General features: G+C 33.7%; 5 protein-coding genes. All 5 read left to right on the top strand.

Annotated elements, in window-relative coordinates:
• The first annotated feature begins 46 nt into the window (after positions 1-46).
• The 5 genes from ACN0WY_RS04205 (at position 47) to ACN0WY_RS04225 (ending at position 13,462) form a co-directional block, all read left to right on the top strand.
• On the top strand, positions 47-5,161 hold the full coding sequence (locus ACN0WY_RS04205) for a hypothetical protein (protein WP_417799652.1): 5,115 nt from the start codon (positions 47-49) through the stop codon (positions 5,159-5,161).
• Positions 5,161-6,981 carry a contractile injection system tape measure protein gene (locus ACN0WY_RS04210; protein ID WP_417799653.1) on the top strand — a complete coding sequence of 607 codons (1,821 nt, stop codon included), beginning with the start codon at positions 5,161-5,163 and terminating at the stop codon, positions 6,979-6,981. The genes ACN0WY_RS04205 and ACN0WY_RS04210 overlap by 1 nt, the downstream gene beginning before the upstream one ends.
• A gap of 24 nt (positions 6,982-7,005) precedes the next feature.
• Positions 7,006-8,661, top strand: a complete 1,656-nt coding sequence (locus tag ACN0WY_RS04215; RefSeq protein ID WP_417799654.1) for an eCIS core domain-containing protein — start codon at positions 7,006-7,008, stop codon at positions 8,659-8,661.
• Positions 8,662-8,726: 65 nt separating this feature from the next.
• Positions 8,727-9,014 carry a hypothetical protein gene (locus ACN0WY_RS04220; RefSeq protein WP_417799655.1) on the top strand — a complete coding sequence of 96 codons (288 nt, stop codon included), beginning with the start codon at positions 8,727-8,729 and terminating at the stop codon, positions 9,012-9,014.
• 23 nt (positions 9,015-9,037) lie between these two features.
• Positions 9,038-13,462 carry an eCIS core domain-containing protein gene (locus ACN0WY_RS04225; RefSeq protein ID WP_417799656.1) on the top strand — a complete coding sequence of 1,475 codons (4,425 nt, stop codon included), beginning with the start codon at positions 9,038-9,040 and terminating at the stop codon, positions 13,460-13,462.
• Positions 13,463-13,468: the final 6 nt, after the last annotated feature.

A 13,468-nucleotide genomic window follows, 5' to 3' on the forward strand; every position in this document is an offset into this window, starting at 1 on the left:
AAAATAGTACGTGTTTATTTATTAACACAGCCAAAACATAATACGTATGGAAACGACTAACCTAAAATTAAAAGAAATTACAACTGAATATAGCAAGTTCAATGCTAATCAAGTATTAACAGAAACACAATTAAATGCATTTATTGATTATTTCGATGATCAAAACCGTTTATCGAGGTTAGGCTTAAGTGGTGTTGGTTTAGTATGTGGTTTTAAAGTAATACCCAAGTTTACCATAGATAAAACTGCTGTTACAAGTATTGAAATACTGCAAGGGGCTTCAGTAACTACTGATGGAGATTTAGTTCAGTTTTTTGATTTAATAGAAGAAAACGTACCATCAAAAACATTTTCATTCTATAAAAAGTTTGAAGATACTGATGGGAATTACGAACGTTTTAAAAACTCTCAAGATAAGCAGTATAACTTATGGGAATTGCATACAGAAGAAGAAGAGTCGTACACCAATTTAGTTGAGTTTCCTGAGATACAAAAAATGGCTGTTTTATTGTATCTAGAACAGTACGCAAATGAAGATGAATTGTGTAGTAAGTTGACATGCGATAATCAAGGGATTGAACAAATTAATAAGCTGCGAGTATTACTCGTGAGCATTGAAGATTTAGAAGCGATTGCTGCCAAAGATGCTATATTTTTAAAGCACAATTGGTATAAAATTAACCATGAGTTACCAGTGGTGGAAGCAAGAAGAGTGGTGTTAACTGAAAATAATACGCAAACATTTGCAGAGTTAAAAGCGCAGTTTGATAGTGTTGTTAAAGATGAAAGTATTAGTGTAGATTTAATTGCAGGATTTGATACCATATTTTCAAAATTTCAAAAACCATCCATAGCTACCAAACTAAAAGCATTGTTTAGTTTTAGTTCGTTGGCGGTTCCATTAGATTTTCAGTATCGATATGATGCTATAAAGGATATGGTAGACACTTACAATGAAATTAAAGAACTACTGTTACATATCAATGTAAATTGTTGTCCGAGCATAGGTGCTTTTCCAAAACATATTATGTTAGGAAAATTGAAGCAAACGGAAGATTACCCAGAATTACGTCACCGATTCTATAAATCAACGATTGTAGGTCAAGAAAATGAGAACCTTCAAAAAGTACAATTGTTAATTAATAGAGCAATTGCTATTGTAACTAATTACATAGGAAAAATAAAGTCTGATGAAATTGTTATCACACCATCGCAAGCATATAGTCGTTTGAGCGATAAAGCAGTTCCTTTTTATTACAATGTTTCTTCACAGTTTTTAAAGAATTGGGACTTTAACAAAACAACAAACTACAGAGCCAACCAAAACTTAAGTTATCATAAAGAAAACCTTTCGAACTCTTTAGCCATTCAAAAACCATTATCATACAATATTGATAAAAATGACTTTTACAGAATTGAAGGACATCAAGGGAAAATGTATCGAGATGCCCTAGCAAAAATCTTAAAACTTAAAGAAGATAACGGTTTGAGTTTTGATGTGAAAACACTTTCTATCAATGCTGCTGAACAAATTATTAACATCAACAATTACGAGTGTGAGTTTGAAGATTTAAAAATGTTATTGAACGCATGGAGAGCTGAACAGAATTGTATTTTATCAGAAGTAAGTAAAACATTTTCAGCATTCAAACTAACCAATCCAAAAGTTAATACGGTAGTTGATAAAGTTGAAAAATTTAGAGATAAAACAGTGGTTCTAGATAAGGAACCAATTAAGGAAGAAATTCCACAAGTAAAAGAGTATGTGAGTAGAATGGATGGGCTTTCTAAAGAAACAAATATAAAGGAAGATTTTAGGTATAAATACGATATCGGAGCCAAAGAATACAGTAGGTTTTTAGAAGAAGAAAACATAGTTAAAGAGAGCTTAACTAAAGAAGACGATTCTCTTGGGACTTTAATAGAAAAAGTATTTGATACAAATAAAGATGGATCGGCTAGTGACATTATTGTTCAACTCAATAAAGAAACCGAGGTAATAAAAGAAACGGCAGTATGGAAAGAAGAACCTACGCTTAGTGACTTCATTTTAACAGATTTAACCGAAACCTTGGTTCATGCATATATATTAGATACCAAAGTACCATTATACATAAGAGACATAGATAATTTAGTGTTAACCAACTATAAGTTAACCATTGCTGAGTTGTGTAAAAAAGTAAAAAGTTTGCAGGCTAAATATAACAGTACTACACTAGAATTGTCTACTAAGCAAATTTTAGGATTGTTAATTAACCAATTATCTATTGTTTGTTGTTCAGGAAAAAAGCTAGAAACATTACTAGCTGAAATAGAAAAGAGAAAGAAAAAAATACTCGAAAGAATACAACTTTCAGAATTTGTAAAACAACATCCAGGACTTGAACATAAGGCAGGAGTTGTTCCAGGAGGAACCTTTGTAATGGTGTATGTTACCGAAAATGCAGCTGATAAAAATACATTTGATGAGGTAGTAATAGATGTTGTATTTAAAAATCAACCAATTTTATCAGATGTCGGATTTATAAAAGACGAGTTCTTAGCTTCTAAAGAAGCTTTTTTAGAAAAAGAAGTATTGTATAAAAATGGAGGAGTAATCAAGTTATGGGATAAAAGTTCAACAATTAACTTTTCATTTGTAGATGGAAGTTATTTTAACCTAAAAGACAGGCTGTTTTTTGAACAAGATGTTGTATTGGTTGGAAAAACATTGGCAGAAACAGTAAATAATTTTACAGCATTCTTAAACAGAACTTGGTTTAGAGCGGGAGTATCTAAAGTTCTTAAGGCAGAAGAAACCAAAATGTACAAAGACGGATCGGTTGGAATGCGTATTACGATTAAAGATCATTTAGTACCAAAAGGAGAATACTTTTTCCAGATATACAATCCTGTTGTTTTAGAAACAACCAAACGATTGTATTTCGACGAAAATGAAGTGCTTAGTGAGAATGAAACATTAAAAAACACCGTGGTAGCAGATTTTTCTTTACCCTATATGTGTTGTTCAGATTGTGTACCAGTTAATTTTATAATCCCTAAAGAACCACCGTTTTTAAGCTTACCAGTAAGCACCATTTGTTTGCAAAAAGAAACTGTAATAGAACCGTTAATTTTTACTGTGAGACCAGTAGATGGAGAAGTAAAAGCAATTGTTCCTGAAGGAGTAATATCAGGAGTATTTAAAGATTCTGAAGATGAAAAATGGAAAATAGATGTTGCAAAAGTTGATAAAAGTTTATTAGGTAAACCGTTGAAGTTTACAGTAAACGATGAGCCTACAGATTGTGAGCTTACAGTATATCCAGCATTAGAGTTGTTGGTTGAAGTAGAACAACCTATTGAATATAATGAAGATAAATCTAAAGCCAGGGTAACGTATGTATTACATTGGAAGGATGCTGATATTGTTAGTGCTGATTTCTTTAATAATATCAAGTACTCTTGGGATTTTATGGGAGATGGTACAAGAGTAGAACATGCACCTATAAATAATAAAGTTTTCCATAACTACACCTTACCAATTAATGATATTAATAATGAGATAAACCCAGCATTAGAAATTTCATTAGGACCATGTTCAAAAGAAATTCCTATAAGCCCAATAAAGTTTGACACTTTAACACCGTCAGAGTTGGCTATCGAACCATCATACTGTATCGATTTTACTAAAGAAAAAATAGCAAGAATACCATTTACCAATGTTAATGGAACAATAACTATTGTTGGTGGGGCTATAAAAGGACTAACGATTGAGAATAATGAATTGGTTATTGATGTAGCCACTTTTGAAAGTTATGATCAAATTATTGAGTTTTTAGAAGACGGACAAACAACAAATGCAAGAATAACGATTCATGAAGTTAAACAAATAAGCATTTCAGAACGAAGCGAATCGAGATTTATATGGAAAGATGGACAATTATTTTATGAAGCAGCTTTTGAGGCAATACTTCCAGAAGGTGTAAAACCCGAAGGATTAAAATTTAATTGGAGTGTAAATAGCATTGAGTCGGAGACAGAGTTGTTCAATCCTCAGTTATTAGTCAAAGAAGGTGTAGGGAACTCATACACGATAAAGTTAATGATTACTGATGGCAACGGATGTTTTTCTAAAGCAGATTTTACAAAGAATATAGCCTTCCCAGAGTTTACAATAAGCTTATCAAACACCACTTTTTGTTTAAGTGATAAAGAGTCTTATCCTGTGGTTGTGAGACCTCAATTTGAAGGGGTACAACTAACAGGAGGAAATGTGAAATTGAACGAAGAAACTAAAGTATGGGAATTTGTGCCAGCCAATTCAGGGTTAACAGCTTCGGGGACTGTAAGTATAAGCCTTGTAGGAACTTTTGTTACACAGACTATTAATTTAAGAGCAACACCACAAGCAAGCTTTACACATAGTTTTGATTCAGAAAAGAGAATATTATCCTTGACAAATACTTCTGAAAAAGGAGATAAGTACGTTTGGATAATTAACGGAGTAGAAAAAGAACCACAAGTAAATAGAATAACCATAACCGAAGATTTAAGCAATTTTGAGGATGATATAGTAGAAGTTTCATTAATAGTAGCAAGTGAGTGTGGAGAACATACCGCTACAGAAACGATAGAAATAGGTAAAATACAAGATAAGACTTGTGAGGAGATAAACCAAGGAGAAATTGAAAACTATTATACGTTAAATAAGTTTAGTATAAGTGATGGAGGTAGCGGTACTAATGTTAACATGATTGTGGTAGTTCCTACCAATGATTTATATACCGAAATTATAACCGATGAAAAGAGTTCTTATTTAAAAGGAGACAACAACAACCAATTAAGGGAAATGTTTTCTAAGCTACTTGTCAATACATCAAAATTACTTGTTGAAGATGTTGAAAATAGAACATTGCTTACAAGGTATTTTAGAGCAGAAGTAAGATTGTTTTTAAATATTCTTCATTGCCAAGCCCCCACAGTTTTAGAGTCGGATGAAAACCGAGGAATTATCTTAGAACTGTTAGAAGTTATAGATAGTGCTTTTATCTTTTTTAAAGAAAATCAAATAAAAGTAGCGAATGAAGAATTCCTACAATTTTTAAAGGAATTTACAACAGAAGTTCAAGCAGCATATATTTCTGAGTTTATAAATGAAAAATTAATAGAAAACGTATAATGGTAGCTAAAGAACATACCATTCATAAAGTATTTGTCGAGGTAAATACAAGAAGTAAAAAGACAGCAGAAACGTATAAAAACTCAATAGAGAACTTTTTACAGGAAGAAGTATTTCCGGCAATAGAGAACTATTTTAATTCTCAGGAAATTGATAGTAAAGTTTTCATTCAACAAATAGCAAACTTAAAAATAGAAGTTGATATAGCGAATAGTAACAAATCTATAACTAGCAATAGTGTAAAGCGAGAAATAAAAGAGCAACTCATAACAAAGTTAAAAGCTGTTTTTAAAGAACCGGAGTTGCATGAGGTAACAATAAAAACAAGGACTATATCAGAATCTAAACTAGACACTTTTTTTTACTTTTTGGAACACGGAACAACAGCTTGGTGGAACCAAAAAGAAGAAAAAACGTTTACAAAAAAGAGACTGTTTGAAATAACTGAAAATTCAAGTTTTGAGAAGAGGTTTTTAATGTCTTTAAAAAACCCTGTGCAAAGAAAGCGATTGATACAACAGTTTAAAACAGAGGAGTTGTACCTGTTGTTTTTAGGTGTTTTTAATAAACCTGAGGAATACAAGGCATTTTTGTTGACAATTAAAAAGTTTGATTTTACTTCTTTTAAAATAAAGAATAAAGTATGGAACATCTTTATTAATGCCTTATTAAATAAAGATTTTTCAACAATAACAAAAGATGTTCAAGAGGCTATAAAAATCTTAAAACAAACCAATAGTTTTTATAACGAACAAGAGGAGTTAGTGAGTTTTTTAAAACTCCTTATTTCAAAAAACAACACACTTTCCACTCAGTTTAATAATGAAAAACGAGAAAGAAGAGATAGCGGAAAAATAGAAAAAAATACCACTAATACAAGCAATATAAGTTTTGCAAATGTAACAAGAGAAAGAGAAAAGAGTAACATAGGTAATATTGATGAGTTTACTAAAACAAATTCTGATATTGAAACGAGAACTCAAGATTTAAATACATTACACAATGAGTGTTCTGTTGAAAATAAAGAGCAAGAAGCACAAAGAAATATTAGCCTGCTCAATGAAGTGAAAGGGATAAAAAGCCAAAACAAAAAAGAAAAGTTAAAGAAACAACCCCCAATAAATAAAAATCAAGAAGAAAAACAAGAAGAAAAACAAGAAGAATTTAAAACAGAAATGAAACTGGAGAGTAAGGTGCTTAAAAAGGACGATGCAAGCCCAATAACACAAAAGTTAAAAGAGGAAAAAAGAGCAGATTACCAAAGAAGACATCAAGAAGCATTGAAAAATACTTTTTTGGTTAAAAATGAGGTTGCTAGTGAGTTTAAATCTCACCTTGTTAAAAATGTGGGATTAATTTTATTACATCCATTTTTAAAGCAGTTTTTTAACTCATGTGGTTTTCTAAACAAAGAGAATAAAATAATCAAACCACATCAGGCGGTACACTTGTTACACTATGTAGCAACCAAGAAAGAGCAGCAATTTGAAAATAACTTAGTCTTTGAAAAATTCTTATGCAACCTGCCCATACAAAGCTCTATTGAAAGAAATATAGTTTTGGATGATGCGCTTAAAGAAAAGTCAGAAGAATTATTAAGAGCAGTACTTCAAAATTGGTCAGTATTAAAAAAATCTTCAAATGATTTACTGCGGAATGAGTATTTACAAAGAGAAGGTAAGTTAGACTTAACAAAAGATAACCCTACGCTAACAGTTGAAAGAAAAACACAAGATATTTTATTAGATACCAAGCTTCCATGGAACCTTAGTTTGTGTAAGCTTCCTTGGAAGAAGGAACTAATCTTTACAAATTGGTAGCGTATCACTAAAACTTTAGAAGTCATGTTTAAAAGAGATAAAAAACCAGAACCTACTGCTACAGAAAATGATCAAAAAAAGAACCTTTTCTTTCAGCCAAAACTAGCATTTGGTAGGCAAGGTGATTCATATGAAGTAGAAGCAGATAAAATGGCAGATAAAGTGGTAGGAAACACTCACGAATCTAATGCTATTCAGCAGAAAGAAGAAGAAAGTGAAGTTCAGCAAAAATCGTTAGCTACTGAAATAAGCCCTTTAATACAAAAAGCTGAAGCATTAGAAGAAGAACCTGTTCAAAAGCAGGAGGAGGAAGCGGTACAAAGTAAAGAAGAGGAAGAGCCCATTCAAAAGCAGGAGGAAGCAGCAGCGGTACAAAGTAAAGAAGAGGAAGAGCCCGTGCAAAAGCAGGAGGAAGCAGCAGCGGTACAAAGTAAAGAAGAGGAAGAGTCTATTCAAAAACAGGAGGAGGAAGAGACCGTGCAATCAAAGACCGAAAACAAGGGGGCAACACCCAATAAATCTTCTTTTGAAAACAAATTAAGAGGAGCTAACGGAGGGCAAAAAATGGATGCAGGAACATTGACAGAAATGGAGTCTGGTTTCGGAGCTGATTTTAGTCATGTAAACATCCACAACGATTCAGAAGCGGCTCAAATGAGTCAAGAAATAGGTGCACAAGCCTTTACCCATGGAAACGATATTTATTTTAACGAAGGGAAGTACAATCCAAATTCTAAAGGCGGAAAACATTTGTTAGCACATGAATTGACGCATACCATTCAGCAAAAAGGAATGGTGCAAAAGAAAATTCAAAGAAAGAAACAACCTAAATCAAGTAGGTTTAAGCACGATGAAAATATCAGTAAAGCATTAAATAATTCCAAGTATATTAAGTTAGGAAGTACAGGCATACAAGTAATCACTTTACAAAAAGCTTTACTAGATGCAGGTTATACCCTAACAAGTGGCGTTTCTGGAACTTTTGATAAAGGAACGGATTTAGCGGTAAGAAAATACCAGAAAGACAATAAGTTGCAAGTTGATGGGATTGTTGGTCCCGAGACAATGGGGCATTTGGATAATAATTTTGCGGCTACAACAATCACAAACCGCTATACGAATTGGTATAAAAAGCAACGTAAGCTATACAAAAGTGAAGCGAGTTTTCCTTTTCATGTGAAAATCATGAACTTCTTTTATAAATCACGTAATTTTCACGTAATTCAAATGTTAAAAGACAAAGGATATACAATTAAAATATTTACGTCAGCATATGATTTTTGGAAAGATATAAAAACAGGAAAAATAACAAAAAGTAACTTAAGTAAGAGGTTAAGAGGAAATACAGAGAAGCATACAAATACAATAAGGTTGAATGCAAACTTATCAATAGAAGATGCTGCAATGACATTATATCACGAGTTACATCACGCCTATAGTAAAGAAACGGATTATTTAAAACAGGAAATAGAAGTTAGAATTTTAACAGAACAATTTGCGATAGATAATAACTTACCAGAAACAGGTAAAAATTACAGAACAAAAAGCAATGAAGTAAATAAAAAGTATATAGAAAATCAAATAATGTCTTCCTCACATTATAACCCAAAGGGAAGAGTAAGAGTAAAAAGAACTTATGGAGGAGAAAAAATTGTAGGACCTTGGATTGTACCAAAATAAACATATTTAAATATGTACTAGTACTCTTTACATTAACTATTAACTGTACACATAAAAAGCAAGAGATGATTAGAATTAATGCACAAATAGAAAAATTCACTCAAAATGCACAAAGAGATTATTATGAGGGAGGGAGCGCCCAGAATTTTCATGCTGTAAGATTAAACATTAGTAAGCCTAAAAAATTTTTGGGATATAAGTTTACAGTTTTGATAGAATCAGGTAAAGAGTTTGATGAAAAATGGAGAAAAGAGAATAGCTTGCTATCTTTTGAAATAGAGCCCCTATTGTTAGAAGATCATAATTTTTTATTCTTTGAAGCAGCTTTAGAAAATATAAAATGGGAAAAATAATAGAATAGTTAATTAAAACAAGGATGTTTTCACCACAAAACCAACATACCACAAAACCAACTTCTTCAAAATATACTGGAGGGAAAAACTTTATTCAACCTAAATTAAATGTTGGAAAACCAGGAGATACATATGAGGTAGAAGCCGATAGAGTCGCCGATCAAATTGTAGCAAAAGGAAAAGAAACTCCTAATTCTTTCTTAACACCAACGATTCAAAAGAAAAATGAAGAGGAACTTCAAAAGCAAGAATCAAACGAACAAGAGGTTCAGCAAAAACCATTGGTGGACACTATAAGTCCAGTAGTACAATTAAAATCAGAAAATAACCTTCAAAAGCAAGAAGAAGAACTACAACAAAAAGAAGAAGAGGATGTGCAAATGATGGAAGAAGAGGAAGTAGTTCAGCATAAAGAAGAAGAGGAGCTACAAAAATCTCCCGAAGAAGAGATCCAACCTAAACAAGATACATCTGAAACTTCATTTGTTGGAGAAGTAATCCAACAACAAACCGAAGAAGACATTCAAGAGAAAGAAGAGGAAGAAATTCAAGAAAAAGAAGAAGACATTCAAGAAAAAGAGGAAGAAGAAGTACAACAACTACAAATGTCGGGAGGAGATGATACTTCTTCACTAGAAAGTAACTTAAGTAACTCAAAAGGAGGAGGAAATTCGTTACCTAGTAGCACTAAAAATGAAATGGAGTCAGGTTTTGGAGCCGATTTTAGTGGGGTGCGTGTTCACAACGATAGCAATGCGGTTCAAATGAACAGAGAATTGGGCTCTCAAGCATTTACCAATGGAAATGACATTTATTTTAATGAAGGGAAATACAACCCAACATCAGAATCAGGAAAACACCTATTGGCACATGAGTTAACACATACCGTACAACAAGGAGCATCATCAGCCGCTAACAATGTTCAAAAATCAGGAGGAGAAACGGGTACAGAAACCTTAGTAGCACCCACTCAAGCACTAGATATAACAAATGGATTACAATTATCTGACGACTGGTTAGCCTATATTGAACAAGAATCGAGAACGCGCAATTTTGAGGTAGCTGTCAAGATTGGAGAACGTTTTACGGGAACCATTAGAATAAGAAAGTTAGGAAGACCCGCAGAAGGAGAATCGCAAAAATTTGAATTATCAGACGGCAATGATTATCTGGATGTTCGTGGAATGTCATTTTTAAATCCCTTGAGAGATGCAGGCGTATTTCCTGTATTGGTATTGCGCAATTTTGGAGAAGAACAAAATACGACAGGTTTTTTAAGTGTTAGAGTAGGAGAAGAAGTGGTACCGGATGTATTGGGTATTATCCAGAAAATTAACCAGAATCTAGAGGCAATGAGCTTCTTAGGTTTGAGTCCGATTGAAGTTGCCGAAGGTTTAGAAAACCGATTCGAAAATGGTGGACTCAATTTTAGAGCCAATAATTTATCAGCTAATATAGATGGCTATATAGAAGCAACAGGAAGTTTAGGAATCACAGATTCTAATTTAAGCTTTGAACTTAATTCTACCGTAGAAATTGCTGGGTTAGCCTCTGGAGAATTCAATGTAGCCAGAGGAGCTGATGGAAAGTTAAGCGGACAAGCAAGCATTGCTGCTGATATAGCCAATGTAAGTGCTTCTTTAACTGTAGAATATGATGATGGTGCTGTAACTATTCAAGGTACGGGTAGGATGAATTCCGATAAATTCTCTGGAGAAATTACCCTGTTAGTAACCGATGCAACACGTTCTCGACAAATGATGCACGCTGCATTAGGCGTTGAAAGTATGGATCAAGAAGCCGAAGCTCCTGCAAATCAAGAACAGGTAACTACACCTAAAACGAAAAATAATCAAGTACTAGCTGGTTGGGGTGAAGTACAAGCAACTATAACACCTTGGTTAGAAGGAACGGCAAAAGTAGGAATAGACAACGAAGGCCATGTTACCATTGTCGGTGAAATTATTGTTCCAAACGAGATTGAGTTAATGGAGCAGCGTGGAAAGAAGGTCGATATTTTTGAAGTTGAAATACGAGCAGGATATGGAATTCCATTAGTAGGCCAAGTGTTTTTATTTGCGAGCATAGGAATGTTTGCCAATGCAGGTTTTGGTCCTTTAGTATTAAAAGATGTAGGTTTTACAGGAACCTATTCTACCGATCCATCCGTATTGCAAGAGTTTAATATTACAGGAACGTTGGGTATTAATGCTTTTGCTGTACTTGGATTAGAAGCCGAAGCAGGTGTGGGAGTTACCTTAATAGGACATGATGTAAAAGCAGGAGTAAATGTTACGGCTGCGGCTGGACTACGAGCGTACGCAGAGGCTACACCAACTTTTGAATATAAAGAGGAAGCTTCTCCAGAAGGAGGAAAAGTAGGAGAATCACGATTAAAAGGACATTTTGAAGCTGCAGCTCAACTATTCTTACAATTATCAGGAGCTTTATTTTATGAACTAGATAGTCCATGGTGGTCACCTGCACCTGATGGGAGAGAAGAGTTTCCATTAGGAGAGGTACAATACCCTATTGGAGATAGTTTAGGAATTGGAGCCGATGTAGATTGGTTAGTAGGAGGAGAAGAACCGCCAGAATTAACCATGTCTCCTGTAGAGTTTGACCCTGATAAGTTTACTGCCGATGTTATGGCAGATCCGCCTCCACGGAGCATGGGAGATAGCGAATCGAGTCCTGAAGGAGAATGGCAAGGAGAAAACACAAATAGCAATCAAACAGTAAATCCTGAAATAACAGGTGAAGGAGAAGGGTTGCCACCTGGTAGAAGAGAAGAAGATTTAAGTGCTCTTTCTGAAGAACAAAAATACATGCGTGCTTTAGACGAATTGTCTCAAATGGAAAATGCGAATCCAAAACCTACGATTGGAGTTGTGGAAGATAAAATAACAGCTGTTAAACGCAGGTATGGAATTCGTAGAATTCAAACTAGAAATGAAGAAACAGAAAGTGTTGCTGTTTATGTAGAACATGGAGAAGAAAACAATGGAAGGCATTTGTTACAAATACCGTTAATGAGTGAGGCCGAAAAAAGAGAACTAATTAATGAAGGATTGCGAGCACTCCATAGAAAAGAAGGAGAAAAAGCAGAAGAAGGAAAGATAAGCAGGGCAGAGGCCGAGGAAGTAGCGACAGAAATAAATGCTGAATTTGAGGTTTTTACTTCCGTTAGCGTTACAGATGGAGAGGATAGTTGGGATTATATTTATACGGCTAGTCCTCCTAAAAAAGAGGAATCAAATTTGACTAAAGAAGAGGTGGAGGAGACAAATGGTGAATCTGAAGAAGGAGTTGAAGAGTTAGAAAAAAAGCCTAAAATTTTAGACCAAGTTGGAAGTAAAGTTACGGATGACAATGACGAAATATTACCTGAGTTTAAACAAAAACTCGGAGATCATGCCGATAATAAATTAAAATTTAAAGATAGAGATAGAGAAAATCAAGCTTATCAATTTATGTCAAATACGGGTAAAATTAATAAGGTAAGCTTTAGAGGTAAAACCAACCCTTTACCCACCTTATTTATTGATGGGAGTGATGTTGAAGAAAATTATGCAGACCAAGGAATTTTAAAAGAAGGAGCAAGTAAAAATTATAAAAAGCCCCATGGATTTTACAAACCCGATAAGATAAAAATGACATATGATAAAGCATCAAAAAAATATTTAGCAGAGTATTCAACCAAGCCGTACTCTGGAGAAGATAGAGGAGACGACAATCCGAAATTTAAAATTGAAATTTCTTATGGAGAAGTTGCCGAAAAAAGCAATGATGTGGTAGAAAACAGAAGTGTTTTTGGAGATAATTTAGTATTCAAACCAGAAGGAAATCCTAGAGGAACTACAGATAGTGCTAGCAATGGTTTTGACAATGCTCATTTAATAGGAGATCGATTTGGAGGGTCTGGTAAAAATTCTGCACTAAACATTTACCCTTCTTCTCCTGATTATAATAGGAAGGCAATGTTAGGAGTTGAAAATAAGATGGCATCAATTTTTTCTAACCCAAGTATTTCTTCTTTCGACTTGAATGTTTCTGCAAACATAAAACATGAAAAAGGAAACAACTTAAATCAGTTGTTAGAACAAGAGTTTACTGAAGATAATCCCAATTTTGACCCTCAAAGATTCAAGGGCTTAGAAGAAGAAGAAGTAAAAACAAAATTAGTTAGAGTATTACAAAAAGAGATTAATGCAGATCTTAAAGAATTACCAGGGCAGTTTTTAAATGTTTTTTATAACAGTAGTGGTTATGAATTTACCGAAGAGCAAATGGTTACAGATCCAAATGATGAAGCTTATAAAGAAGATTTTAATCAGCATACTTTTGATGATAAAACAGCCAGATTGGGAATTGATAGTGGTTATGGGAATATCATAAAAGACCATCCAGCAATGCAAGACGAGACTCAAACAGAAAGTGCCTCTTAAAAAGAA

The sequence above is a fragment of the Tenacibaculum sp. genome, from assembly GCF_048269885.1.
In the GTDB taxonomy this organism is placed as follows: domain Bacteria; phylum Bacteroidota; class Bacteroidia; order Flavobacteriales; family Flavobacteriaceae; genus Polaribacter.

Bases quoted from the DNA above. Each gene is read 5' to 3' on its own strand.
- ACN0WY_RS04205 (WP_417799652.1), top strand. From the start codon at position 47: ATGGAAACGACTAACCTAAAATTAAAAGAAATTACAACTGAATATAGC.
- ACN0WY_RS04210 (WP_417799653.1), top strand. From the start codon at position 5,161: ATGGTAGCTAAAGAACATACCATTCATAAAGTATTTGTCGAGGTAAAT.
- ACN0WY_RS04215 (WP_417799654.1), top strand. From the start codon at position 7,006: ATGTTTAAAAGAGATAAAAAACCAGAACCTACTGCTACAGAAAATGAT.
- ACN0WY_RS04220 (WP_417799655.1), top strand. From the start codon at position 8,727: ATGATTAGAATTAATGCACAAATAGAAAAATTCACTCAAAATGCACAA.
- ACN0WY_RS04225 (WP_417799656.1), top strand. From the start codon at position 9,038: ATGTTTTCACCACAAAACCAACATACCACAAAACCAACTTCTTCAAAA.